At 70.8% G+C, this 25,841-nt stretch carries 21 protein-coding genes and 1 tRNA gene; 13 read left to right on the top strand and 9 right to left on the bottom strand.

Annotation, left to right across the window (positions count from 1 at the left end):
- Positions 1-50: 50 nt before the first annotated feature.
- Positions 51-1,151, top strand: coding sequence for an alanine dehydrogenase (ald, locus tag DSM26151_RS10790; RefSeq protein ID WP_234659553.1), 1,101 nt, complete (start codon positions 51-53; stop codon positions 1,149-1,151).
- Between the two features lie 87 nt (positions 1,152-1,238).
- Here ald and DSM26151_RS10785 read toward each other — a convergent pair whose 3' ends face one another.
- Together DSM26151_RS10785 and DSM26151_RS10780 are read right to left on the bottom strand one after the other, a co-directional pair.
- On the bottom strand, positions 1,239-1,541 hold the full coding sequence (locus DSM26151_RS10785; RefSeq protein WP_234659552.1) for a metal-sensitive transcriptional regulator: 303 nt from the start codon (positions 1,539-1,541) through the stop codon (positions 1,239-1,241).
- On the bottom strand, positions 1,538-1,846 hold the full coding sequence (locus DSM26151_RS10780) for a rhodanese-like domain-containing protein (RefSeq protein ID WP_234659551.1): 309 nt from the start codon (positions 1,844-1,846) through the stop codon (positions 1,538-1,540). Before DSM26151_RS10780 ends, DSM26151_RS10785 begins: the two co-directional genes overlap by 4 nt.
- Before the next feature lie 129 nt (positions 1,847-1,975).
- Here DSM26151_RS10780 and DSM26151_RS10775 point away from each other — a divergent pair, with 129 nt between their 5' ends.
- On the top strand, positions 1,976-5,749 hold the full coding sequence (locus DSM26151_RS10775) for an AAA family ATPase (RefSeq protein ID WP_234659550.1): 3,774 nt from the start codon (positions 1,976-1,978) through the stop codon (positions 5,747-5,749).
- Between the two features lie 309 nt (positions 5,750-6,058).
- Here the strand turns inward: DSM26151_RS10775 and mscL are convergent, their stop codons facing one another.
- The 3 genes from mscL to DSM26151_RS10760 are packed head-to-tail and all read right to left on the bottom strand — an operon-like array spanning position 6,059 to position 7,541.
- Complete coding sequence (gene mscL / locus DSM26151_RS10770) at positions 6,059-6,523, bottom strand: large conductance mechanosensitive channel protein MscL (protein ID WP_234659549.1); 465 nt, start codon at positions 6,521-6,523, stop codon at positions 6,059-6,061.
- Between the two features lie 36 nt (positions 6,524-6,559).
- The gene (locus DSM26151_RS10765) at positions 6,560-6,919 is read right to left on the bottom strand and encodes an FmdB family zinc ribbon protein (RefSeq protein WP_234659548.1); all 360 of its coding nucleotides are present in this window, start codon (positions 6,917-6,919) and stop codon (positions 6,560-6,562) included.
- A 43-nt stretch (positions 6,920-6,962) separates the two neighbouring features.
- The gene (locus tag DSM26151_RS10760; RefSeq protein ID WP_234659547.1) at positions 6,963-7,541 is read right to left on the bottom strand and encodes a 5-formyltetrahydrofolate cyclo-ligase; all 579 of its coding nucleotides are present in this window, start codon (positions 7,539-7,541) and stop codon (positions 6,963-6,965) included.
- A gap of 61 nt (positions 7,542-7,602) precedes the next feature.
- On the opposite strand from DSM26151_RS10760, the gene galU reads away from it, so the two are divergent.
- From galU to DSM26151_RS10730, 6 genes are all read left to right on the top strand, one after another.
- Positions 7,603-8,502 carry a UTP--glucose-1-phosphate uridylyltransferase GalU gene (gene galU, locus DSM26151_RS10755; RefSeq protein ID WP_234659546.1) on the top strand — a complete coding sequence of 300 codons (900 nt, stop codon included), beginning with the start codon at positions 7,603-7,605 and terminating at the stop codon, positions 8,500-8,502.
- Between the two features lies 1 nt (position 8,503).
- Positions 8,504-9,166, top strand: coding sequence for a GNAT family N-acetyltransferase (locus DSM26151_RS10750; RefSeq protein WP_234659545.1), 663 nt, complete (start codon positions 8,504-8,506; stop codon positions 9,164-9,166).
- 52 nt (positions 9,167-9,218) lie between these two features.
- A complete protein-coding gene (locus DSM26151_RS10745) occupies positions 9,219-10,301 on the top strand; it encodes a hypothetical protein (protein WP_234659544.1) in 1,083 nt (360 codons plus the stop codon).
- A gap of 51 nt (positions 10,302-10,352) precedes the next feature.
- Positions 10,353-10,428 (top strand) — tRNA-Ala (locus DSM26151_RS10740).
- 176 nt (positions 10,429-10,604) lie between these two features.
- Positions 10,605-11,300: a pyridoxamine 5'-phosphate oxidase gene (gene pdxH, locus DSM26151_RS10735; protein ID WP_234659543.1), complete on the top strand. Its 696-nt coding sequence runs from the start codon at positions 10,605-10,607 to the stop codon at positions 11,298-11,300.
- Between the two features lie 10 nt (positions 11,301-11,310).
- On the top strand, positions 11,311-12,825 hold the full coding sequence (locus DSM26151_RS10730; protein WP_234659542.1) for an MFS transporter: 1,515 nt from the start codon (positions 11,311-11,313) through the stop codon (positions 12,823-12,825).
- 84 nt (positions 12,826-12,909) lie between these two features.
- On the opposite strand, the gene DSM26151_RS10725 is transcribed toward DSM26151_RS10730, so the two are convergent.
- Positions 12,910-13,563, bottom strand: a complete 654-nt coding sequence (locus tag DSM26151_RS10725; protein ID WP_234659541.1) for an NADPH-dependent F420 reductase — start codon at positions 13,561-13,563, stop codon at positions 12,910-12,912.
- A 192-nt stretch (positions 13,564-13,755) separates the two neighbouring features.
- On the opposite strand from DSM26151_RS10725, the gene DSM26151_RS10720 reads away from it, so the two are divergent.
- Entirely contained in the window at positions 13,756-14,832 is a 1,077-nt protein-coding gene (locus tag DSM26151_RS10720) for an LLM class flavin-dependent oxidoreductase (RefSeq protein WP_234659540.1), read from the top strand.
- 25 nt (positions 14,833-14,857) lie between these two features.
- On the opposite strand, the gene DSM26151_RS10715 is transcribed toward DSM26151_RS10720, so the two are convergent.
- The 3 genes from DSM26151_RS10715 to DSM26151_RS10705 are packed head-to-tail and all read right to left on the bottom strand — an operon-like array spanning position 14,858 to position 19,763.
- Positions 14,858-17,677: an FAD-binding and (Fe-S)-binding domain-containing protein gene (locus DSM26151_RS10715; RefSeq protein ID WP_234659539.1), complete on the bottom strand. Its 2,820-nt coding sequence runs from the start codon at positions 17,675-17,677 to the stop codon at positions 14,858-14,860.
- Positions 17,674-18,690 (bottom strand): class I mannose-6-phosphate isomerase, encoded by a 1,017-nt coding sequence (locus tag DSM26151_RS10710; RefSeq protein WP_234659538.1) that lies wholly within the window; start codon positions 18,688-18,690, stop codon positions 17,674-17,676. The genes DSM26151_RS10715 and DSM26151_RS10710 overlap by 4 nt, the downstream gene beginning before the upstream one ends.
- Positions 18,687-19,763, bottom strand: a complete 1,077-nt coding sequence (locus DSM26151_RS10705; protein ID WP_234659537.1) for a carbohydrate kinase family protein — start codon at positions 19,761-19,763, stop codon at positions 18,687-18,689. The genes DSM26151_RS10710 and DSM26151_RS10705 overlap by 4 nt, the downstream gene beginning before the upstream one ends.
- Positions 19,764-19,894: 131 nt before the next feature.
- Here DSM26151_RS10705 and DSM26151_RS10700 point away from each other — a divergent pair, with 131 nt between their 5' ends.
- The 4 genes from DSM26151_RS10700 to DSM26151_RS10685 all read left to right on the top strand — a co-directional run bounded on the left by DSM26151_RS10700 (position 19,895) and on the right by DSM26151_RS10685 (position 25,635).
- Complete coding sequence (locus DSM26151_RS10700) at positions 19,895-20,740, top strand: class I fructose-bisphosphate aldolase (protein ID WP_234659536.1); 846 nt, start codon at positions 19,895-19,897, stop codon at positions 20,738-20,740.
- Complete coding sequence (locus DSM26151_RS10695) at positions 20,737-21,885, top strand: Gfo/Idh/MocA family protein (protein ID WP_234659535.1); 1,149 nt, start codon at positions 20,737-20,739, stop codon at positions 21,883-21,885. The genes DSM26151_RS10700 and DSM26151_RS10695 overlap by 4 nt, the downstream gene beginning before the upstream one ends.
- Positions 21,886-22,030: 145 nt before the next feature.
- On the top strand, positions 22,031-22,963 hold the full coding sequence (locus tag DSM26151_RS10690; protein WP_234659534.1) for a LacI family DNA-binding transcriptional regulator: 933 nt from the start codon (positions 22,031-22,033) through the stop codon (positions 22,961-22,963).
- A gap of 47 nt (positions 22,964-23,010) precedes the next feature.
- Complete coding sequence (locus DSM26151_RS10685) at positions 23,011-25,635, top strand: alpha-L-rhamnosidase (protein WP_234659533.1); 2,625 nt, start codon at positions 23,011-23,013, stop codon at positions 25,633-25,635.
- Positions 25,636-25,841 lie beyond the last annotated feature (206 nt).

Genomic DNA, 25,841 nt, shown 5'->3' with positions numbered 1-25,841 from the left:
ATATGCGGCGACCATGGAGTGACCCATCCACACAGCATTCGGAGCGAACCATGCACGTCGGCGTGCCCGCTGAAGTCAAGAACAACGAATTCCGCGTCGCGATGACGCCTGCCGGCGTGCACGCGCTCGCGCAGCGCGGCCACCGCGTCGACATCCAGGCCGGCGCCGGCGAGGGTGCGGGCTACCACGACGACGAGTACCGCGCCGTCGGCGCGAACATCGTCGCGACCGCCGCCGAGGCGTGGGCCGCCGAGCTCGTGCTCAAGGTCAAGGAGCCGATCGCGCAGGAGTACGGCTTCCTGCGCGCCGACCTGACGCTGTTCACCTACCTGCACCTCGCGGCCGACCTGCCGCTGACTCGCGCCATCCTCGACTCGGGCGTGACCGCGATCGCCTACGAGACCGTGCAGCTGCCCGATCGCTCGCTGCCCCTGCTGACCCCGATGAGCGAGGTCGCGGGCCGGCTCGCACCCCAGGTCGGCGCCGCGTCGCTGCACGCGTCGAAGGGCGGCCGCGGCGTGCTGCTCGCGGGCGTTCCGGGAACCGCGCCCGCCAAGGTGCTCGTCATCGGCGGCGGCGTCGCCGGCGAGCAGGCCGCGGCGACCGCCCTGGGCATGGGCGCCGACGTGACCGTCATGGACATCTCGCTGCCCAAGCTCCGCGAGATCGACGCGCGCTACGACCACCGCATCAAGACGCTCGCATCCTCGCCGTACGAGGCCGCCCGCCAGGTCCGCGACGCGGACCTCGTCATCGGCGCGGTCCTCGTGCCGGGCGCGGCGGCGCCGAAGGTGGTCACCGACGAGATGGTCGCCACGATGAAGCGCGGCGCCGTGCTCGTGGACATCGCGATCGACCAGGGCGGATGCTTCGACGGCTCGCGCGCGACCACCCACGCGGACCCGACGTACGCCGTGCACGATGCGATCTACTACTGCGTGGCGAACATGCCCGGCGCGGTCCCCGCGACCTCGACGCCCGCCCTCACCAACGCGACCCTGCCGTACGCGCTGAGGATCGCCGACCTCGGCTGGGAGGCGGCGCTCGCCGCAGACCCCGCGCTCGCCAAGGGCCTGAACGCCACGGCGGGCAAGCTGACCAACGAGGGGGTCGCGACGGCCCACGGCCTGGAGCTGTCCTCCCTCGTCTGATGCCGGGGTGCCCGACCAGGCGCTCCGCGAGCACACGACGGCCGCCGTCCGCGAAGGACGGCGGCCGTCGGGCGTCTCGGGCGAGCGCTAGGAAAGGGAGAGGAAGAGCTTCTCGAGCTCGTCGAGGTCGATGCGGTCGCCCGCGGCATCCGCCTTGCCCTCGGGGTCGGCTGCGCAGTCGCGCATCGCGGTCGAGATGACCGCGAAGCCCGCGCGGTCCAGCGCGCTCGAGACCGCCGCCAGTTGGTTCACGACCGTGCGGCAGTCCGCACCCGACTCGACGGCGTCGATGACGGCATTCAGCTGGCCGCGTGCGCGCTTGAGCCGGTTCGCGATGCGGCGCTGCGCGTCTGCGCTCGGCGCCGCGCCGGTCGTGGTCTCGGAGCTCATCCGGCGCCTCCCATGGTGACGGGCAGGCCTGCCCGGTGCCACTCGACGATCCCGCCCGTGATGTTGACCGCGTCGACGCCCTGCGCCTCGAGGTACTGCGCGGCCTGCGCGCTGCGCCCGCCGACATGGCACAGCACGTACACGGTGCGGTCGCGGGGCACCTCGTCGAGGCGCTCGACGAGCTCGCCGAGCGGGATGTGGCGGGCGTCCTCGAGGCGGGCCCGCGCGAGTTCGTCGTCCTCGCGGACGTCGAGGATGAACGCGTCGGCGTCGGCGTGCGCGTCGGCGGGGGCGATCGACTTCATGTGGGCTCCTCGTGCAACTGGTCGTGCGGGCGATGCGCCACGATCCTATCAATACCCTCGGGGTATCTGAATCGACAGCTTCGCGGCGATGCTCCGGGCGATCGCCCGCGTGCGCCGTATGGTGGCGGTGTGCATCGGCTCGAACGCGACGACGAGGACGACCTCCTCGATGACGGGCCCGCGACCCCTGCCGCAGCTCGGGCGGGGGCGACGGGACCGCACGCAGACCCCGCGACCCCGCACGCGGTCACGGTCGGCGACCCCAGCGTGGTCGCCGTGAACATCGCCGAACCGAGCTGGCGCCGGTGGCACGCCGAACTGCGCGGGCTCGGCGGGCGCTCGCCCCTCATCCGCTTCGATGACGCGCCGCGCACCCGCATCGAGCTGTCCACGACCCATCCCGGCGGCCTGCCCCAGTTCATCTCCGGCAAGTCGACCCTGCTCTCGAGCCTCATCCGCGACGAGCTGGCACTGCGCAACGCGCGCCTGGCCGCTGCCGAGATCACCCAGAAGGGCGTCGAACTGCGGTCCGTGCGCGGCATCGACTCCGTCCACCTGGCCATCGGGCTCGCGTCCTGGCGGCGCGGCGACGACGACTTCCTCGCGCCCGTGCTGCTGCGCCCGCTCGCCATCCGCCGCTACGGCCGCGACTTCGAGCTCAAGCTCAAGGGGCAGCCCTACCTCAACCCCGCCCTCGCGCGCGAGCTCCACGAGCAGTTCCAGATCACGCTCGACGCCGATGCGTTCGTCGCCCTCGCGATCACCAACGGCGTCTTCAAGCCGCAGCCGGTCATCGACCGGCTCCGCGGCCTGACCTCCCACCTCTCGGGCTTCCACGTCGCCCCGCGGCTGGTCGTGTCCTCGTTCGCCGAGGTCGGGCCGGCGATGGGGGCGGATGCCTCGCGGCTCGAGCACCCCGTCATCGACGCGATCGCGGGCAACCCGAACGCGCGCGCGCTGCTCACGCGGCGGAGCGACCCGCCCGTGATCGTCCCGCAGGACGAACGGCCGCCTTCGACCGACCGGCTCCTGCTCGACGCCGACGCCGAGCAGGAGGAGGTCATCGCCCGGATCGAGCGGGGCGACTCCGTCGTGGTGAAGACCCTGCCCGGCACGGGCGGCACGCAGACCATCGTCAACGCGATCGGCGCGCTCGTCGCGAACGATCGCCGCGTGCTCGTCGTCGGCGCCCGCCGCGCGAGCCTCGACGGCATCGCCCACCGGCTCGAGCAGGTCCGCCTCGGCGGGCTCGCCGTCGGCACCGAGCGCCTGCGCCGCGACCTCATCGCCTCGATCACCCGCAACGAGAAGGTCGAGCAGCCCCGGATCGCCGACGTCGACGACGCGCTCGTTCGCCTGCGGCGGGTCCTGCTCGACTACCGTCACGCCCTCACCCGCAAGGACCCCGAACTCGGCGTGTCGGTGCTCGACGCGCTCACGGCGCTCGCGGGCCTCGCGTCGATGCCGACCCCGCCGGACACGACCGCCCGGCTCGACCGGTCATCGCTCGTCGCGCTCGCCACCGGCAGGGAGGCCGTGGCCGCCGACCTCGTGCGTGCCGCGGCGCTCGGCGAGTTCCGGTTCGGTCCTGGCGACTCGCCCTGGTACGGTGCCGACTTCTCGACCTCGGAGGCCGCGACGGCCGCGCACGCCCTCGCCCGCCGGCTGAGCGGCACGGACGTCCCCCGACTGCTCGAGCGCGCACGAGCCCTCATCGCCCAGACCCGGTTGCGCCAGTTCGAGTCGATCGCCGAACTCGGCGTGTTCCTCCGGCTGCTGCACGACATCCGCGACACGCTCGAACGCTTCCAGCCGTCGGTCTACGACCGACCGCTCGGAGAGCTGATCGCCGCGACCGCGCCGCGTCGCGAGACCGGGATGTCGGGCGCGAACCGTCGACGCCTGAAGCGGCTCGCGCTCGAGTACGTCCGGCCGGGCGTGCACGTCGGCGACCTGAACGCCGCGCTGCGCGCCATCCAGCAGCAGCGCACCCTGTGGCACCGGTACTCGGAGGCGGGGGCGGTGCCGAGCGCGCCGGTCGGACTCGACGACGTGCACGTCGCCTACCACACCGTCGCCGCCGACCTCCAGGAACTCGACCGCCCCCTCGGCTTCGAGGGCACGCCGAAGCGACTCGCCGCGCGGCCCCTGCGCGACCTCGAGGCCACGCTCGTGGGGCTCGCCGCCGAGTCCGACGTGCTGCACAACCTGCAGGAGCGCACGGCCCTCCTGCAGCGGCTGCGCGAGCTGGGCCTGGACCCGCTGCTCGTCGACCTCGCGCGCCGGCACGTGCCCGAGCAGCAGGTGGCATCCGAACTCGACCTGGCCTGGTGGCAGTCCGTGTTCGAGACGATGCTCGCGGCCGACACCGCGCTGCTCGGCGCCAACACCAACGTGCTCGACCGGCTCGAATCCGATTTCCGGCTCGTGGACGACGCCCACGCGTCGGCCGCCGGGCCGCTGCTCGCGTGGCGTCTGGCGGAGGCGTGGCGCGTCGCGCTGGTCGACCACCCCGAGGAGGCCGAGCGACTGAAGCGGATGCTGCGCGGCGACCGGGTGCGCCCGGAGCGCGTGCACCGCGAGGCGCCGCACCTGTTCCGGCTGCTCGCGCCGGTCTGGCTCGCGTCGCCGTACGAGGTGCCGGCGATCGACGACGCCATCCGCTTCGACGCGGTGGTGCTCGTGGACGCGGGTGCGACGACGATCGCGGAGAACCTCGGGGCGATCCGCCGCGCGAACCAGGTCGTCGCCTTCGGCGACCCCGTGACCCAGACGCCGACCCGATTCGAGATCGCGATCCACGACGGCGGCGACGAGGGCGCGCAACCCGCCCTGGCGGAGCCGGAGGCCGGCGTCGACGCCCTGCACGCCGACTCGGCGCTGGCGCGCCTGGCCGACCTGCTGCCCACGATGACGCTGACCCGCAGCTACCGCGCGGGCGGCGAGGACCTCGCCGAGCTGGTCAACCGGCGCTTCTACGGCGGCCGGATCGTGTCGATGCCCTGGGCGGGGAGCTTCCTCGGCCACGGGAGCCTCGGTCTGCACTACGTTCGCGACAACGGCCTCCCCGACCCGGTGACGGGCACGGTCGAGAGCCTCGACGCCGAGGTCGCGAAGGTCGTCGAGCTCGTGATGGAGCATGCGGTCAAGCGCCCCCGCGAGTCGCTCATGGTCATCACCGCGAGCACCAGGCACGCGGCGCGCGTGCACCAGGCGGTGCTCGCAGCGTTCGCCAAGCGCAGCGACCTGTCGGACTTCATCCTCCGCGACCGGGCCGAGCCCTTCACGGTGCTCACGCTCGAGCAGGCGGTCGCGCAGAGCCGCGACCGGGTCGTCTTCTCGATCGGGTACGGTCGCACCCCGCACGGCAGGCTGCTGTCGAACTTCGGCGCGCTCGGCGAGCCGGGCGGCGAGCGCCTGCTCGCGGTCGCGATGACCCGCGCCCGCCGTTCGATGGACATCGTCTCGGCGTTCCGTCCCGAGGACATCGACGAGAGCCGGCAGCGTCACGGCGTCATCGCGCTCGCCAGCGTGCTCTCGCACACCGAGGAGGCCAAGGACGTCCTGCGCGACCGGGGGCGTGCCGATCCCATGCTCATGGATCTCGCGTCGCGACTCGAGCGTCGCGGCATCCGGGTCAGCGTCGGCCATCGCGGCACGCTCTCGCTGGCCGCAGCCCACGCGGGGCGCGCGGTCGTCGTCGAGACGGATGCCGCCCTGGCCGACCAGAGCCTGCGGGAGTCCCTGCGGCTTCGACCGGACGTGCTGCGACGCCTCGGCTGGCACTACCTCCGCGTGCACAGCTTCGAACTGTTCAGCGACCCCGAGTCGGTCGCCGAGCGGGTGGCGTCGCTGCTCGGGAAGGCGTCGGGCGCTCCCGAGGAGGAGCCTCGCATCGCGTGAACGGACGACGCGACGGATCTGCCGGGGCCCCGCCGGCGGGGGCCGGTGACGGCCGGGCCGACCGGCCGGCCGAGGTGCAGCGGGCGGATGCCTCTGAGGAGACACCCGCACCGAGGCAGCGCGTCGAACGCGCGCGCGGCGCGCGGCGCGCGCGGCTGACGCCCGCGCCGGGGACGGATCCCGAACCGGAGACGGCGGTGCCGGGTGCGCACGACGATCGGGAGCGGGGTGCCTCGAAGGCTCCGCCCGAGGACGACCGCATCACGCGGGAGCGGCCGCCGCACTGGTGACCGCGCCCCGCGCCGACGGCTACTCGGGCCGGCGAGCCTCGCGGGCGTCACCGTCGCCGTCGCCGCTTCCCGCGGTCCGCTGCGCGGCGAGCAGGTCGCGGATCTCGGCGAGCACCGTGAGCTCGGTCTCGGGATCCTCCGGAGCGGGCTCGCCCGCCTTCCTGCGCTCCTCGGCGTGCTCCTTGGCGAGGTTCACGGGCAGCACGAAGACGAAGTAGACGACCGCCGCGACGATGAGGAAGGTGAGGACGGCGCCGATGACGGCGCCGAACTTCACCTCGGCGACGCCGCCCTCGGTCGTCGGCAGCTCGAGGATGAACGCCGTGTCGAGGCTGTCGGCGCGGAAGAGTGCACCGATCAGGGGGTTGAAGACGTTCGCGACGATCGAGTTCACGACCGCGGTGAACGCCGCGCCGATGACGACGGCGACCGCCAGGTCGATGACGTTCCCCCTGAGGATGAACTCCCGGAATCCCTTGAGCACGCGGGCCCCCTTCGTGTGCGTGTGCGGTGGGTCGGTCTACGCTGCCGACGGGGTCTTCGAGGTCGAGCCGGACGAGCCGGAGCCGGATGAGCCGGAGCCGGACGAGCCGGAGCCGGACCCGGACGAGCCGGAGCCGGATGAGCCCGAGCCCGACGAACCCGAGCCGGACTCCGACGAACCGGAGCCGGAACCCGAGCCGGACGAGTCGCCCTTCGCGGCCGCGCGCGAGTCGGTGCGGTAGAAGCCGGACCCGTTGAAGGTCACGCCGACCGTGCCGTAGAGCTTGCGCAGGCGCCCCGAGCACGCGGGGCACTCGGTGAGGGCGTCGTCGGTGAAGGCCTGCTGGATGTCGAAGGCGTCGTCGCACTCGGTGCAGCGATACGAGTAGGTGGGCATGGTGGGACTCCGGGATGTCAGGTGGAGGTGTCCGCCGACCGGGTCAGAACGCCACGATCCGCGTGGGGGTCACGACGCCGTTCACCGGTTGGTCGTGCACCTCACGCGGCACCTCCTCGACGAACTCGCCGTCGAAGACCACCGCGTACACCGGTGGACATTCTCCCATCGACCCGAGGGTCCTGTCGAAATAGCCGCGACCCCAGCCGAGGCGCATGCCCGTGGCATCCACCGCGGCCGCCGGCACGAGGATCAGGTCTACGTCGTTGATCGCCATCGGACCGAGCAGGTCGCCCACGGCTTCGGGCGTGCCGTGCAGGCCCGTGACCTCGGACTCCTCCTCGCCGACCGTCCAGTCGAGCAGCCCGTCCTCACGGGCGATCGGGAAGAGCACGCGGATGCCGCCCGTCTCAGCCCAGTCCACGAACGGACGGGTGTCGGGCTCGGAGGGCATCGAGAGGTAGCACGAGATCGACTGCGCGCCCGCCGCGGCGACGAGCTCGCGCAGTCGCGCCGTCAGCCCCTCGGTCGCCTGCTCGCGTTCGTGGGCGGGCATGTTCCGGCGCCGCTCGCGGAGCTCGGCACGGAGGATGCGCTTGACCACGGTGGGATCGTCGGGCATGGCAGCCATCCTAGGCGGATGCCTCGGGCCCGTGGGGGCGCGGACGACTACGCTGATGCGCATGACTGAACGGATCACGAAGGCCGTCATCCCCGCTGCCGGCCTGGGAACCCGCTTCCTGCCCGCGACCAAGGCCATGCCGAAGGAGATGCTGCCGGTCGTCGACAAGCCGGCCATCCAGTACGTCGTCGAGGAGGCCGTCGACGCCGGGCTCACCGACGTGCTCATGATCACGGGCCGCAACAAGAACGCGCTCGAGAACCACTTCGACCGCGTCGCCGAACTCGAGTACACCCTCGAGGCCAAGGGCGACACGGCGAAGCTGCAGAAGGTCAACGAGTCGACCGAACTCGCGCAGATGCACTACGTCCGCCAGGGCGACCCGAAGGGCCTCGGCCACGCCGTGCTCCGGGCCGAGATGCACGTCGGCGACGAACCGTTCGCCGTCCTCCTCGGCGACGACATCATCGACGCCCGGGACGTGCTCCTGACCCGCATGCTCGACGAGCAGATCGCGCGCGACGCGACCATCGTCGCGCTGCTCGAGGTCGACCCCGACAGCATCCACCTGTACGGCGCCGCCGAGGTCGAGCCGACCGACGACCCCGACGTCGTGCGGATCACCGGCCTCGTCGAGAAGCCAGCCAAGGAGGTCGCGCCGTCGAACTACGCCGTCATCGGACGGTACGTCATCAAGCCGCAGGTCTTCGAGGTGCTGCACCGCACCGAACCCGGCAAGGGCGGCGAGATCCAGCTGACCGACGCGCTCATGGAGATGGCGGGCGACGTCGAGGGCACGGGCGGCGTCTACGGCGTCGTGTTCCGCGGCCGCCGCTACGACACGGGCGACAAGCTCGACTACATCAAGGCCGTCATCCAGCTCGCCTCGGATCGCGACGACCTCGGCGCCGACCTGCGCGCGTGGATCGTCGAGTTCGCAGCCGGCATCGAACGGGACTGATGTGGCCGCGGCATCCGTTCCCACACTCGTCGACGGGTCGCTCACGCTCCGCCCCATCCGCGTGCGCGACGCGCGGCAGCTCGAACGGGTGCTGCTCGACAACCGCGCGTGGCTCCGCCGGTGGGAGGCGACCTACCCCGGCGGTGGCACCGCGATCGACGCGCGTGCGAGCATCCGGAACCTGAACGCCCACGCGCGGGCGGGCACCGCGCTGCCGTTCGTGATGGAGTGGGACGGCGAGCTCGTGGGCCAGCTCAACGTCGCCTCGATCACGCACGGATCGCTCGCCTCCGCGTCGATCGGGTACTGGGTGGCGCAGGAGGTCGCCGGTCGGGGCATCACCCCGGCCGGGGTCGCCATGGCGACCGACCACTGCTTCCGCGCGCTCCGGTTGCACCGGGTTGAGATCTGCATCCGCCCCGAGAACGCTCCGTCGCTGCGCGTCGTCGAGAAACTCGGGTTCCGCTACGAGGGCCTCCGGCGGCGGTTCATCCACATCGACGGCGACTGGCGCGACCACTTCGCGTTCGCGCTCGTCGCGGAGGAGGTCTCGGGCGGCGTGCTCCGGCGCTGGCGCGACGGTCGCGCACCCGCGGCGGCCGCGGCGATCCCCGAGGCCGACCGGATGGCCGCCCGTACCCCACTTCGAGTGGGGGATCGCTGACACGCCCCGAGCCGAATAGGAGTCGAGACTCCGGGTGACCTACCGTAATCCCATGGACCCGATCGGCGGTGGCGTACTCGTGGCGGTTGCCGCGACGCTGTGGATCGCGTACCTGCTCCCGAGCTGGCTCCGGCGCCGCCAGTACCTGAACACCGAGCGCAACGCGGTGCGACTGCAGCAGACGCTGCGCATCCTCGCCGAGACGGCAGAAGCGCCCGAGGAGGTGCGCACCGGGGTGACCGCTCGCGAGGTCGCCGCGCAGGAGCGGATCCTCCACGAACACGAACTCGCCGCGCGCCTCGAGGCGCAGGCGGCCGAGAACCGTGCCATCGCCGAGCGACTCGCCGCTGAAGAGGCGGCCGCGGCCGCGGAGCGCGAGGTCGCCGAGCAGACGGCGCGCGCCGCCGCCGAGCGCCGCGCGGCCGAGCATGCCGCCGCCGAGCGTGCGTCCGCCGAGCGCACCGCCGCGTCGTCGCGAACGGATGCCGCCCGCGACGTGGCACGCGCCGCGAACCGGGCGCTGCGTCGGCGCCGTGCGCTCGCCTCACTGGTCCTGCTCGTCTCGCTCCTGACCGCGCTCACCGGCATCGTGGTGGTCGCGGCAGGCGGTGGTGCGTCGGTGGTGCTCGCCGGGGCCGCCGGCGGCGTGGTCGCCGTGTCCGCGCTCGTCGTGCTCGCGCGCCGGCGCCCGGTGCCGGTCGCGTCTCGCCCGGTCGCCGAACCCGCCGCAGCGCAGCCCTTCGAACCGATCGACCTCGGCGAGCCCGTCGTCGAGGCCGAACCCGGGTGGGTCCCGCAGCCGTTGCCCAGGCCCCTGCACCTCTCGCGGGGCACGATCGCCGCGAGCGTCATGGCCTCGATCGCCGAGGCCGAGCGTCTCGAACGCGCGGCCGTCGACGCAGAGCTCGCCGAGCGCGCGGGGCGGATGGAACCGCAGCTGCCCGTGCTGCGGCCGCCAGCGGCATCCGTCGACCCGGGCCAGACCCAGGCGGCCGGCGGCGCGGCGGCGCGGCGCCCGGCCGCTTCTGCGTCCGACGCGGCCAATCCCTATGCGCGGATGGGCATCGTCGACCCGGGGGAGTCGGCCATCGGCGACCTCGACCAGGTGCTGAGGCGTCGTCGCACCGCGGTGTGATCGGCTCGGTCCGGACCACGCTCCGCGGGATGATAGAGTCGTTCACGGCTCGGGCCCATGGCGCAGTTGGTAGCGCGTCTCGTTCGCAATGAGAAGGTCGGGGGTTCGAATCCCCCTGGGTCCACCATCGCCGAAGCCCCCGTTCTCCTCGCCGAGACCGGGGGCTTCGTCGTCCGCGGAGCCCGGCGCGGAGCCCGGCATCCCGGAAGCCGTTCCCGGCGACCGAACCACTGCCGGGAGGGCTTCGGCGGCCGCACCGTGCTTCGAGCGCGCCGGGCGCCGGGCGCCTCCTACGCTTGAGCCATGAGCGATGCGATCGACCCGGACCGCAGCGGGGCTGGGGCCCGTCACGCGTTGAGCCGACGCAAGGACTACGGCTCCGAGATCCTGAACGAATCGGATGCCGCGGCCGATCCGTTCGCGCAGTTCGACCGATGGCTCGCCGACGCCGACGCGCGCGGCGTGTACGAGCCGAACGCGATGGTGCTCGGCACCGTCGACGGCGACGGGGTGCCGTCGAGCCGGACGGTCCTGCTGCGCGGCTTCGACGAGCGGGGGTTCGTGTTCTACACCGATCGGCGCTCGCGCAAGGGCGTCGCGCTCGCCGTGCACCCGACGGCGACGCTGCTGTTCCCCTGGTACGCGATCCACCGCCAGGTGATCGTCACCGGCCGCGCCGTCGAGGTCGACGACGCCGAGTCCGACGCGTACTGGGCGACCCGCCCGTACGGGTCGCGGATCGCCGCGACCGCGAGCCGGCAGTCGCAGCCGATCGCGTCGCGCGCAGAGCTCGAATCGCGGGTCGCGGAGCTCGAGCAGGCGTACCCCGAGGCGGGGGAGGTGCGTCGCCCCGAGACCTGGGGCGGATACCGGGTCGGGCCCGAGCGCGTCGAGTTCTGGCAGGGGCGCACGTCGCGGCTGCACGACCGGCTCGTGTACACGCGCAGCCGTGACGGCGGCGCTGTCGGCGCGTGGGGCATCCAGCGATTGCAGCCCTAGGCTGAACCGGATGCCGCAACAGCCCGAGCCTCGCGTGCCAGACGCGCACGATCACCGCTGGCGCGCCTACTGGGTGTGCGTCGGGGTCGCGGCGCTGACGATCATGGACCTCACCAAGGTCAACGTCGCACTGCCGTCGATCGAGTCGGCACTGGACGCCGGACCCACCCAGCTGAGCCTGCTCGTGTCGGGGTTCGTCCTCGCCTTCGGACTCACGCTCGTGCCCGCCGGTCGGCTCGGCGACCAGGGCTCCCGCAAGGTCATGTTCATCGTGGGGCTCGGCCTGTTCGCGGCCACGAGCCTCGCCTGCGCGATCGCGCCCACCGGGGAGGTGCTGCTCGCGGCACGGCTGCTGCAGGGCGTGGCCGCCGGCATCCAGATGCCGCAGGTCATCGGGATGGTGCAGCAGCTCTTCCAGGGGCGGGAGCGCGGTGCCGCCTTCGGGCTGTTCGGGGCCACGATCGGCATCGCGACGGCGTTCGGCCCGACCCTCGGCGGGCTCGCCATCGCCGTCGGCGGCCCTGAGGACGGATGGCGCGGCATCTTCTGGATGAACGTCCCGCTGGCGCTCGTCGCGATCGTGTTCGCCGCCCGGCTGCTGCCGCCGCGACCGCCGGGCCCGCGCGCACGCATCTCGCTCGACCCGGTCGGCGTGAGCCTCTTCGGCGTCGCCGTCGCGGCGCTCATGTGGCCGTTCCTGCTCACGACCGGGTCGCCGGACGACGACCCCGCGAGGTGGTGGACCCTCATCGCGTTCGCCGTCGCCGCCGCGGCCTTCCTGTGGTGGGAACGGAGGTACGAGGCATCCGGCAGGGCGCCGCTCGTTCCGCTGGCCCTGTTCTCGCTCGGGTCGTTCCGCAACGGCACGCTGCTCGCCGCCGCGTACTTCGCCGCGATGCCGGCGTCGTTCCTGCTCACGACCCTCTTCCTGCAGCAGGGCCTCGGGCTCGAGCCGGTCTACGCGGGCATGGTCACCATCGGGTTCGCGCTCGCGAGCGCGGTCACGTCCTGGGTCGGCGGGCGGCTCGTCGGTCGTGTCGGGCGACCGCTCGTCGTCGGCGGCATCCTGCTGCTGCTCGTCGGATTCGGCCTGCTCGTGCTCGTCGCGGTCGCCACCCCGCCGGAGCTGACCCCCTGGGTCATGGCCGCGGTCATGCTCGTCGGCGGTGCCGGCGGCGGGTTCGTGATCGCACCGAACCAGGTGCTGGCGCTCGCCGACGTCCCGGTCCGGGAAGGCGGGCTCGCCGGATCCGTCGGCCAACTCGGACAGCGCGTCGGCACCGCGATCGGCACGGCGATCGCGCTGTCGCTGTTCTACTCGACCGTGTACCGCGAGCAGGCGTTCGAGCGCCGGATCGACGTGTTCCACGACGCGTACGCGATCGGCATGGCGGCGGTGTGCGGACTGCTGGTCGTGGCGCTCGCCGTGGGCCTCGTCGATCTCCGGCAGCGTTCCGCCGGACGGCGCGCAGAGCCCGACGGGCCCGGGATCGGTCCCGAGCCCGACGGGCCGGTCCCGGCCTGAGCGCGCCCCGACCGGCCTGGGCGCGCCCCGACCGGCCTGGGCGTGCCCCGAACCTCCGGCGTGCGCCCGGCCTTTCCGGGCGCGTCAGGCCGCCACGACGCGCTCGGCCTCCAGCAGGCCCTCGAGTTCGGTCGCCGACAGCTCGCGGCCGAACGCCGGGTGACCCGGTTCGAGTGCGCACCCGTTCACGAGCGCCCCTCCGTCGACCGGGTCGAAGCCGATGTCGTCGATGATCGCGGCGACCACGGCGCGCGCCTCCGCGTCGTCGCCGACCACCGCCAGGGCGCGGCGGAGCGGCGATCCGGCGGGAAGCGCGTCGTCCTCCATGTCGTGGTAGCCGAGGTGGTTCAGCGACTTCACGAGCCGGGCCGCGGGGTTCCAGCCGGCGTGCACCTCGCTCGTCGTGCGCGGGTCGTCGTCGATCTCCGCGATGTGCCCGTCGACGGGCGGCCAGTAGTTCGTGGCGTCGACGACGATCCTGCCGTCGAACGCGTCCCAGGGCACGCTCGGCGCCTTGCCGAAGGGCACGGCGACGACGATGACGTCAGCCCCGGCGACGAGGTCGTCGGCGGTCGCGACGCGCGCCCCGGGGGCGACGACGGCCACGAGCAGGTCGAGCGCCGTCTGCCGGGGCGATCCGGTGAGGGCGACCTCGTACCCGGCGTCGAGCAGGAGCCGCGCGAGCGCGGTACCGACCTTGCCGGCCCCGAAGATGCCGATCCTCGGCCGATCCGCCACGTGCTCCTCCTCGTCCGCCCGTCGGGCGCGCTCCCGCTCGCGCGCCGACTCGCGGCGCCTCACCAGTCACGAACGCGCGCACCGCTCGGGGCATTCCCCTCGCCGGGCGGCGCCCGGCGGAATAGTCTCGGTGAGGGTGCGGTTCCAGCACCGTGGATGCGGACGCATCGATCGGATCGAAGGGGGCGGCGGATGGCGCGCGGACTCGAGTTCGGACTGGACACGTTCGGCGACGTGACCCTCGGCGCGGACGGCGAACCGCTCTCGCAGGCGCAGGTGCTGCGCGACGTCGTCGCGGAGGCGGAACTGGCCGACCGGCTCGGTCTGGATTTCTTCGGCGTCGGCGAGCACCACCGGCACGAGTTCGCGATCTCGGCGCCCGAGGTCGTGCTCGCCGCGATCGCGGGTCGCACCGAGCGCATCCACCTCGGCTCGGCCGTCACCGTGCTGAGCTCGGACGACCCCGTGCGGGTCCACCAGCGGTTCGCGACCCTCGACGGCCTCTCCGGCGGTCGCGCGGAGGTCATCCTCGGACGCGGGTCGTTCATCGAGTCGTTCCCGCTGTTCGGGTACCGCCTCGATCAGTACCAGGAGCTGTTCGACGAGAAGCTCGCCCTGTTCTCGGCGCTGCTGCCGCAGGAGCCCGTGACCTGGGAGGGGGCCCTCCGACCGCCGCTCGCCGGCCAGGAGGTGTTCCCGAAGGTCGAGCACGGGCCGCTGCGCACCTGGATCGGGGTGGGCGGAAGCCCCGAATCGGTCGTGCGCGCCGCGCAGTACGGACTCCCGCTCGTCCTCGCGATCATCGGCGGGAGCCCCGCCCGGTTCGCCCCGCTCGCCGAGCTCTACCGGAAGGCCCTCGCGCAGTTCGGCCACGACCCGCAACCCGTCGCGGTGCACTCGCCCGGCATCATCGCCGAGACCGACGAGGAGGCGCTCGAGACGCTCTGGCCGCATTACGAGGTCATCATGAACCGGATCGGCCGCGAGCGCGGTTGGGGGGCCGTCACGCGAGCGCACTTCGAGGGTGAGGCGGGCCCGAACGGGGCGCTGTACGCGGGCTCGCCCGAGACCGTCGCCCGCAAGATCGCCTCGGCCGTGCGCGCGATCGGCGCCGAGCGGTTCGACCTGAAGTACTCCAACGGCACGCTCCCGCACGAGGCGATGCTGCGCACGATCGAGCTGTACGCCACTCGCGTCGTCCCGCGCGTGCGGGAACTGCTCGCCGAGTCCGGCGGGGCCGATCGAGCGGATGCCGCCGCGGCATCCTGAACGCCCTCGCCGCCTGCTCAGGGCATCAGGCCAGACTCTCGTCGAGAATCTCGAGGACGTGCCGGTAGCTGCGGCCGGTCGCACGGCTCATGCCCAGTTCGCACGTGCGGTTCGCCGATGCGTACGCGGAGGCATCGACGCCACGTACCGACGCCGCTTCGGGAGCGGTCGCGGAGGCGGTCAATTCCGGATGCAGCATTCCCCGATCACCGGCGAAGGCGCAGCACCCCCAGTCGTCGGGCGTGATGACGCTCTCGGCGACCGCACCGGCGATCGATTCGAGGGACCGATCGATCCCCAGGCGGTTCGAGGAGCACGTCGGGTGGATGACGACGGACTGCAGCTTGCGTCCGGCCGGCAGTCGCGGCAGCACGCGACGTTCGATGAACTCGAGGGCGTCGACGACCGTGAGTGCGGGCTCGTCTTCGAGCAGCGAGAGGAGACCCTCGGTGCACGACGCTGCGTCGGACACGACGGGGATCCGACCCCCCTCGGTCGCCTCGAGCAGCGCGTCCCGTACCTGTTCTCGCATGACGCTCAGGCCCTTCGACATCCCCTTCGACTTCCACGGGGTCCCGCAGCAGAGGCCGGCGATGCGGTCAGGCGTGCGGATGCGAACGCGTGCACGCTCGCAGAGCCGAAGGAAGGCGGCACTGACACCGTCTCCGCCCGGCGCCGGGCCGAACATCGTGTTGACACAGGAGGAGAAGTAGACGATCTCCGGATCGGCCTCGGCGATCGCCGTTCGCACCGTGCCGCCGGAAGGAAGGTCCGCGGTGTAGAGCGGCACCGCACCCGCGCCCAGCAGGCCCCGTGCAGCCGCGGTGGTGTGCGTCGGCACCGCTGCCGGAAGGGCATCGGCGAGGGACAGCGCAGCGCTGCCGGCTCGTGCCGCGGCCGCCCACTGTCGCGCTGCAGTCCTCCATGCCGCTTGCTCGAAGCTGCTGCTCTGCTCCGACCGGAGTCGGCGCACGAGATCCCCGGTGTTGATGTCGACCGGGCAGGCCGTCTGGCACATGCCGTCGACGGCGCATGTGTCGATCGCGTCGTACTGGTACTCCTCGCGGAGGGCGTCGGCGAGTGTGCGGTCGCCGGCGTCCTCTGCGATAGCGATCTCGCGACGGAGTACGATCCGCTGCCTCGGTGTGGTCGTCAGGTCCCGGCTCGGGCAGATGGGCTCGCAGTACCCGCACTCCACGCACCGGTCCACCTCGTCCTCCACCCGGACGACCGGCTTCAGGTTCTGGATGTGGACGTTCGGGTCCTCGACGAGGAGCACCCCGGGATTGAGGATCCCGGCCGGGTCGAGGAGCCTCTTCACCGCAACCATGACGTCGTAGAGTTCCTGGCCGTACTGGCGTCGAACGAACGGCGCCATGATCCGACCCGTGCCGTGCTCGGCCTTGAGCGTGCCGTGCTGCGAGAGGACGAGCTCGACCAGATCCTCCGTGAACGCCTCGTAGCGGGCGACGTGTTCCGGATCGTCGAACGACTCGTTCAGCATGAAATGGATATTGCCGTCCTTGGCATGCCCGAAGATGACGCTCGCCTCGTATCCGTGCCGGTCGAAGAGGCTCGTGAGCCCATTGCAGAGCGCCAGCATGTTCCCGACCGGGACGGCGACGTCCTCGAGGAGCGCGGTGGTTCCCGGGGGCCGGTTGCCGGCCACGAGGGCATAGAGGCCCTTGCGGATGCGCCAGAGCCCCGCCCGAATGCCGGGATCCGTCGTGAGGGTGGCCGATTGCGACAGCGGAAGCTCGTCGAAGAGCGCCTCGACCGACGCGAGGTGGGCGTCGAGCGACGCTTGGTCGGGATCCTGGAACTCGACGAGGAACGCGGCATGCGTGTCGACCGAGATGGACCGGAGTTCGCTGCTCGCGTCGGGGTCGCTCTGCGCGACCTTCAGGCTGGTGGAATCCAGGAGTTCGATCGTCGCGAATCCTGCGTCGACCAGGACGGGCAGCGATCGTGTGGCCGCCTCGAGCGAGGGGAACACGAGGATTCCGGTCGACACGAAGGGGTTGACGGGCACGGTGCGCAGGGTCGCCGAAGCGACGAAGGCGAGCGTTCCCTCGCTGCCGACGACGAGATGCTGGAGGATGTCGACGGGACGGTCGAAATCGACGAACGCGTTGACGGCGTACCCCATGGTGTTCTTGATCGAGAACAGCTCGCTGATCCTCGTCGTGGCGCTCTCGCTCGCGCGCACGAGGTCCCGCAACTCGACCAGTCCGGCATGCAGCGACGGCTCCGACCGACGGAGCTGTGCGTCTGCGTCGGGTGCGGCGGTGTCGATCGTCGTGCCGCTGGGCAGCACCAGCACGCACGATTCCAGGGTGCGGTACGTGTTCGCGTCCGTTCCGCACGCCATCCCGCTCGAGTTGTTCGCGACGACCCCGCCGATCGTGCAGGCCGCCTCGCTCGCGGGGTCGGGTCCGAGCTTCCTGCGGGTCGGCGCCAACCGCGAGTTCACCGCACGAATGGTTGCGCCCGGACCGCAGGTCACCGAGGATCCGTCCTCGGAGATGCGGATGCTTCGGAAGGAGCGTCGGGTGTCGAGCACGATCCCGCTGCTGCTCGCCTGGCCGCTGAGGCTGGTGCCGGCCGAGCGGAAGGTCACCGGTGCGCCGAGCGCAGTGCAGCGTTGCAGCAGCGCCGCGACCTCGGCGGCGGTGCGAGGCACCACCACGGCGGCGGGAGGCAATCGGTAGTGCGACGCGTCATGCGCGTAGGCGAGCCTGTCCGACGGGCGGGAGTGGACACGACCCGGGGCGACCTGCTGGAGGGCTTCCAGTACGTCGGTTCGGGGCTCGGGAAGCGTCGTGAACGCCGGGGCATCGCTCATCGGGGGAGAGGGGGCCGCGCGATGAGGCACTCGCCCGTGACCTCGAATCGGCCGGCCGCGTGCGGAATGAGGGTGGTGCTTCCGGGCTCGAGCCGCTGCTCCGACCGATCGGTCGACAGTGTCGCGGTGCCGTCGAGGGTGATCACGACGGAGAAGCCGGCGTCGAACGTGGCGAGGCCCGAGGTGCGGTCGAGTCGGAAGTAGTCGAGCGCGGAGGGTGGCAGCACCGATCCCGGCCCCGGAGTCCGTCGGATCAGCGCATCGATCTCATCGGAGGACCGCCCGCCCGTGTCCACCGCGTCGAGTGCCACGTCGAATCCCAACCCGAGGTGGCCGTGACGATCTCCGTCGATCGCGAATCCCTTCCACTCGAGGAGGATCGAGAAGTCGGACGGCTCCTGCACCTCGACGAGGAGGATCCCCCCGCCGATCGCGTGCAGCGTGCCGGGCGGAACGAACACCGTGTCACCGGCTGCCACTTCGCGCTCATGGGTCAGTTCGAGCAGTGTTCGCCCATCGTGCTCCGCGACAGCACGTTCGAGTTCGATCCTGGAGATGTCTCGCTTCAGCCCGAGCCGGATGACGCCAGGCGTGAGGATGTACCAGGCCTCGGCTTTCCCGTGTGGTGCCCGGAGGTGCTCGCTGGCGAACGCTCCGTCGGGATGCACATGGATCGGCAGGCGTTCCCCCGCATCGAGCAGCTTTACCAGGAGCATCGAGTCGGAGTCGAAGCTCGCCCGGTGGGCGGCTCCGAGCCAGAACTCGGGGTCTCGACGAATCGCATCGATGAGGAACTCTCCACCCGGAAGCCGCGAGAGCCCGAGGTCTGCAGAGCCGAACGCCGAGGTCGTCGACGCCACCCAGTCTTCAGGCGTGTAGGGCTCGGCTCGCCCGGTTCGCCGGAAGGCGGCGATACGGTCGCCTCCGCGATAGAACCGCGCTGGGATCTGGTTCGCGTCCAACTGGATCCCGGCCGCGGCCAGGTCGATCGGCGAGGCGTTCTCAATCGTCATTTCACATGTCCTTCGAAACAGGAGGAGAGGGAGGAGTCCAGGTCCGTGAGTATCGTCGGCGTGGGCCGCTGCCCTCCGACGACGGCTGCGGCGCTGGCGATGGCCAGGCGCGTGCTCTCGTCGAGACTGCGGCCCCGCGCCAGGCCGAAGAGGAATCCGGCCGTGCTGGCATCGCCGGCCCCGTTCGTCGTCGCGTGGGCGCGTACCTGGATCGCGCTTCGCGTGATCGAGTGCTGCGCCCACGTGTCGGCGACGGCGGCCAGGGCCGCGCCGCCACGCCGGAGCCGGTCTGGAGATCCTGTTCGCACATGGAGCCCGTGGCGCCCGGAGGAGATCGCGACGACGGCGACTCCCGCGTCGATGAACCTCTGCGCCAGCTCCTCGACGAGGGATTCGGAGTACGACTCCGCGATGCCGAGTGCGGAAGTCAGGTCATCGAGGCTCGGCGTCAGGAGGTCGGTCCACGGCGCCGTGGACGTGAACACCCGCTCCCAGTCCACGAGGGCGCCGCCCGAGTCCCGGTCGTACACGGCCAGATCCACTGAGCTCGTGACGCCGCCCTTCTTCGCCCGGCGCAGGAGCGTCTCGAGCCCGTGACCGGAGTCCTCGAGGAGTCGTGGGAGCAGTGTCGGGTAGCCGACGTGGAGGATCCCCGTGCGCGGTTCGAGGGCTGTTCCATCGAAGGCTGCGTTCGCACCGACATGGTGCCAGAACGTGCGATCCGCCTCGGGTGGCTCGACGACGACGCTGTACGACGTGGACCAGTCGCTCGTGACCTGCACCGATGTCGCTGCGAATCCGCTCTGATCGATGAGGTCGCGTGTGACTCGTCCGAGGATGTCGTCGCCGATTGTGGTGCTCACCGAGACCGGGGCGCCGAGATCGTGGAGGGCCCGTCCGGTGTTCGCGACCGCGCCTCCGAGGGTGACCCGTGCTGCGCCGACTTCGCGGAGGGCCCCGGGGTGGAGCCAGAACTCGGGGGTGCTCGACACGGCGTGCGCGTCGCCCCGGTGGCCGAGCATCGATGGTGCCACGTCGAGGCAGATGTGACCGGCGACGGTGATCGGGTGCATTCCGCTCCTTTCCCTTCGTCGAGGCGAGCAGATCGCTCTCCGTCTGCGCTAGACAACGTTATCCCATCTCGCTAGCCTTTGGCGAGAGGCTTCTCGGACAGGCGGAAGCAGAGATGCGGAGGACGCACATCGTGGATCACGTTCGTTTGAATCGGCTGTTCGATGCAGCATCCGGGAGGCTGCTCGACGTGGCCGTGGATCATGGGCTCTTCGGTGAACCGAGCTTCATCGCCGGGATCGAGGACATGTCGCAGGTGGTGCAGACCCTGGTGGATGCCGCGCCGGATGCGATCCAGCTGTCCATCGGACATGCGGGACTGCTGCAATCGGTGCGAGGGAAGCAGCGTCCGGCGCTGGTCCTGCGCGCCGACGTGGCGAATGTCTACGGGAACCCGATCGATCGCCATGTCTTCAGTCACCACATCCCCAACGCCGTTGAAGCCGCCGTGAGGCTCGACGCTGCAGCGATCTGCGTGAACCTCATGCACCTGCCCGATCACCCCGCCATCCGCGAGGCGAACATCCGCTCGATCCTGCAGCTGCGTGCCGACGCGACGAGGTTCGGAATGCCCTTGATGATCGAGCCGCTCGTGATGCAGGACGCGCGAATCGCCGGTGGCGGGTACATGACCGACGGAGACTCGGCGCGGATCATCGCGCTCGTTCGCCAGGCGCGGGAACTCGGCGCGGACCTGATCAAGGCCGACCCGACCGACGACCTGAGCGAGTACCGCAAGGTCGTCCAGGTCGCCGGCGATGTGCCCGTCCTGGTCCGGGGTGGCGGACGCGTCGACGACCGCACGCTGCTCGAGCGGACGGTCGCAGTGCTCGACCAGGGGGCTCGGGGCATCGTGTACGGGCGGAACATCGTCCAGCATGCGAACCCCGCGGGCATGACGGCCGCGCTGATGGCGGTCCTCCACCGCGGCGCGACCGTGGACGAAGCGCTCGCACTGATCGATGGGGGTGACCGGTGACGGTGCGCGAGGTCAACGTCGCCATCATCGGCGCGGGCCTGATGGGCAGAGAGGTCGCAGCTGCCATCCAGCGCTGGCCGGCCCTCGTCGACCACCCGGTGCGCCCGCGGCTCACGGCGGTGTGCGACATCGATGTCCGCGCGATGGACTGGTTCGATCGGATCGAGTCGGTGACCACCAAGACGACCGACTACGCGGATCTCCTCGCCGACCCAGCAGTCGATGTCGTCTACGTGGCGGTTCGGCACGACCTTCATGAGCGCATCTACACGGATGTGATCAGGGCGGGCAAGGGCCTCCTCGCCGAGAAGCCGTTCGGCATCGACGTCGTCGCCGCTGAGGCGATCGTGGACGCGATGGATGAACACCCGGAGTCGTTCGTTCGGTGCTCGAGTGAGATGCCGTTCTTCCCCGGCGCGCAGATGGCCATCGACTATGTGCGCAGCGGAGCGCTCGGCAGGATCGTCGAAGCGCGCTCGAGCTTCCTGCATTCGAGCGATGTCGACGTCCGGAAGCCGATCGGATGGAAGCGCCAGCGCGCATACTGCGGCGAGGCCGGCGTCATGAACGATCTCGGCATGCACGCCTGGCACGTTCCGCTCCGCCTCGGTTGGGAACCGCGCAGCGTCTACGGCGTGCTGCAGGACATCGTTTCGACTCGCCCGGACGCTCACGGTGCTCCGGCGGTGTGCGACACCTGGGACAACGCCGTACTGCATTGCACCGCTGTTCACGACGGGGTCGAATTCCCGCTCACGACCGAGACGAAGCGCATCGCCCCGGGCGAGAAGAACACGTGGGTGTTCGAGGCGATCGGCCTCGATGGCGGTGTTCGATTCAGCAGCAAGAACCCCAAGCAGGTCGAGATCTTCGCGACCGTCGACGTTCCGGGAACCGGCGTCGAGCAGGTCTGGCAGCGCATCGACTCCGGCAGCCAGTCGGTGTGGCCCACGGTGACCGGCGCGAACTTCGAGTTCGGCTTCTCCGACTCGATCCTGCAGATGTGGGCCGTGTACCTCGCCGAGCGGGACGGGGCGCTCCAGATGCGGTTCGGCGCGGCGACGCCCGGTGAAGCGGTGCTCACTCATAGGATCTTCCGGGCGGCCATCGATTCACACGAGGCCGGGCGAGCCGTGGACGTGTGATGGCACGCAATCGACTTGGGCGGAGCCGGTCGCCCCGACCCCGAGGGGAGACGCGATGAGTGAGTCGGAGAGCCCAGCGAACGCGAAGCGGCGCAACCCCACGATGAACGACGTTGCGCGCGAAGCTGGTGTCGCGTTGCGAACGGTGTCCCGCTATGTCAACGGCGAGACGAACATCGATCCAACCCTGGTCGAGCGCATCCGTGACGCGATCACCTCGCTCGGGTATCGGAGGAATCTCGCCGCGGCGAGCATCCGACCCGGGTGGACGAGCAAGATGCTCGCTCTGGTGATCGGCGACCTGGCGAACCCGTACTACTCCTCGATCGCTCGGGCGGTCGAGGAGCGGGTTCGAAGCGAGGGGTACCTGCTCACCACCGTGAGCTCGGACGAGGACGGTGCGCGCCACGACCAGCTCGTCGATCGGCTCATGGAGCAGCGGATCGACGGCATGATCATCGTTCCGCCACGGGCGCAGACCCGCGATTGGGACACCATCCCACCACCGGTGCCGCCCGTGGTCTTCGTCGACCGCCCGGGCGCGTTCCCGAGCGCCGACTGCATCCTGGCAGACAACGACGGCGGCGCCGCGGAGGCGGTCTCGTTCCTGCTGGAGAAGGGGACGCGCAGGATCGCATTCGTGGGTGACGGCCTCGACATCTTCACGATCCGCGAGCGACACAAGGGTTATCTCTCGGCGCACCGCGCCGCCGGCGTCGAACCGGACCTCGAGTCGGTGTTCACCAGTGCACACACGAGCGAACAGGCAGCGGACATCGTGCGACGAGTGGTCGAGACCGAGTCGGCCGACGCGATCTTCGCGGCCAACAACCGAGCGGCGGTCGGCGCGCTCATGGCGTTCCGAAGCCTTGGGAGACGCCTCCCGATGATCGGCTTCGACGACTTCGAGGCCGCGGTGCTCAGCACACCGGCGACCTCGGTCGTCACCCAGGACATTGCGGCGATGGGAACGCTTGCAGCCGACACGCTGCTGGCGCGCCTGGCTGGCGACGCATCGCCGGCTCGTACCGTGGTGCTCCCGACGCGGTTGATCCTTCGCGGTTCAGAGGCCGCATGAGCGGCGCTGCGAAGGGATTCGAACTCCGGCGGCTTCGGGTCGAGGGCATGAGCGATCCCGTCGGGATCGACGTCGGATGTCCGCGGTTCTCGTGGGAGATCGTCTCCGATGCCCGCGGACTCGTCCAGGTCTCGTACCGGATCACCGTCGACAGGATCGGTCCGGAGGGCGAGTCTTCGACCGATTGGGACAGCGGCACCGTTCTCTCGGCGAATCCGTTCACCGATCCCGGCCCCATGCCGCCGCTTCGCGCGGCATCGCAGTACCGGTGGTCTCTGGACGTGGTGACGTCCATGGGCAGCGCGGCTGCGACGGCGGTCTTCACGACCGGGCTGTTCGGCGAAGCGGATTGGATGGACTCGAAGTGGATCGGCGGGCCGGCGCGCAGCGAAGGCGTCTGCCCAGCCCCCCTGCTGCGCAGACGCTTCGACGTCGAGCCCGGCGCGACCATTCACTCGGCGACGTTGTTCGTCGCCGCGGGCGGGTACGCCAACGTCCTGCTCAACGGCGTTCCGGTGACGGATGCTGTGCTCGCTCCCGGGTTCACGGACTACGACCACACTGTGGAGTACGTTGCGTACGACGTTCGGGGGGCCATCCGCTCGAACGGGAACGCGATCGGCATCGAGCTGGGGCGCGGCTTCTACGGCATGCGCAACCCGAACGTCTGGGACTGGCACACCGCACCGTGGAACGCGGAACCGGTTGCCCGGGTTCTGCTCGTCATCACCTATGGCGATGGCCGCGTCGACCGGGTCGTGTCCGACGAGACCTGGAAGTGGACCCCCGGGCCGACGCTGCGCGACGACGTCTACGGCGGCGAGACCTACGACGCGCGTCGCGCTGTACCGGAGTTCGCGCATCCCGAGTGCCTGGACGGCGAGTGGGCGAGGGTCGCGCTCCGCGATGGGCCGAAGGGCGCCCTCGTCCGCCAGTCGTGCCAACCGAGTCGTGTCGTGGAGGAGCTGCGGCCGCACCGCATCACCCGCTCGCGATCGGGAAGCTGGATCGTGGAGTTCCCGCGAGTCGTCGCGGGATGGGTCAGTCTGAGCGTTTCGGGTTCCGAAGGCGAGACCGTCACGGTCGCCTACGGTGAGCGGCTCGACTCGGACGGTGGAGTGGATCTGCGCAACAACGGTCGCTTCGGTGACGGCTTCCAGACGGACAGGTTCGTTCTCGCCGGCACCGGAGACAGGGAGACCTGGGCGCCGTCCTTCTCGTACAAGGGCTTCCAGTTCGTTCAGATCGACGGATGGCCGTCGGGAACCTCCCTCGACGAGGACGCGGTCATTGCGCAGGTCGTGCACACCGACGTCGAGACGACCGGCCGGTTCGCGAGTTCGAGCACGCTCATGAATCGGATCCACGGGATCGCTCGGGACACGATGCTCAACAACCTCCAGGGGCTCCCCACCGACACCCCGATGTTCGAGAAGAACGGGTGGACCGGGGACGGCATGCTCGGAGCCGAGATGTTCCTGATGAACTTCGACTGCGCAGCGTTGTTCGCGAAGTGGACCGACGACATCGCAGCGACACGCTCCGATGGGGGCGCGCCGAAGGTCATCGCCCCGTCGTCGGATTCCTGGGGTGATTGGGGGCCCGCGCCGACGTGGCACTCGGCGTACGTGCTCGTCCCGGATTGGCTCGCCCGGTATGCGGGGGATTCGCGCGCTCTCGAGCGTCATTACGAAGGAATGTGCGAGTACGTGCGTTTCGAGCTGGCGCGCTCTCCGGGTGGGATCGCAACGTCGAGTCTCGGGGACTGGGTGAGCCCGGAGACGGACCCGCGCGGGGAGAACCCCCCGGATGACCGCCGAGTGCCGGCCACCGCATTCCTGTACGTGATGTCGAAGTCGATGAACGCCATCGCCGAGAGGTTGGGGCGCCCCTCGGACGGCCGATTCTTCGCGGATGCCGCCGCCGCGGTGCGCGAGGCATTCATCGGGACCTTCTACGACGAGCGCGAGGGCATCGTTCGAGGCGAGGGCGACGAGGGGTTCCGACAGACGCACAACGTCCTCGCCCTGGCCTTCGGCCTGGTGCCGTCCGGTGCCGAGCAGAGGGTGGCCGACGCCATCGCCCGGGACGTGCGGCAGCGAGGCATGACCCTCAACACCGGCGCTCTCGGGACGAAGTACCTGCTTCCGGTGCTCACCGAGCACGGGCACGTCGACGTGGCCGTGGCTCTTGCCGAGCAGACCCGGTTCCCCAGCTGGGGGTATTGGCTGGACAACGGCGCGACATCCCTCTGGGAGCACTGGAAGATCGAGTCGCGTTCGAGGGGGCACTACTTCCTCGGGACCGTCGACGACTGGTTCTATCACTACGTGGCCGGGATCCGTCCTGCCAGCGAGGGATTCCGGACATTCCGCGTCGACCCCAGGGCCACCGAGCAGCTCAGCTCGGCAGGCGCGCAGTTGCGAACGCCGTTCGGGGTCGCCGCGGTGGAGTGGTGGCGCGACGGCGATGCGGAGTTCAGCCTGAGACTGCGCGTTCCGGTCGGGACGACCGCGCTTGTGCGCATCCCCGCGACTGCGTCGAGCGTCGTTTCGGAGGGTGGAGTGCCGATCTCAGGTGTCGCCGGCGTGGCGGCGGTGCAGTGGAGCGACGGCGTCGCCGCCTTCGAGGCGGGGGCGGGGGAGTACCTTTTCACCGTGGATTCGGAGTAGGTCCGCACTGCACGTGTGAGGGCGGGAGCCTGCCGTGCTCGAGCCTAGACAACGTTATCTTTCAGTGCTAGCCTAGCTCCGGTCGGTAGTGGCAGATCTCGATTCCGTGTCGAGAGCGGGTCGCTGACGTCACCCGCGGGGTGTCGAGATTCAAAGGAGAGTTCGGTGCAGGTTCACGACGAGAGCTGCGCGACGACGCGCCTCAG

Source organism: Agromyces marinus (assembly GCF_021442325.1).
GTDB lineage: Bacteria > Actinomycetota > Actinomycetes > Actinomycetales > Microbacteriaceae > Agromyces > Agromyces marinus.
Note: the sequence above shows the minus strand (reverse complement) of the source record. Positions and strands in the feature narration are given on the sequence as shown.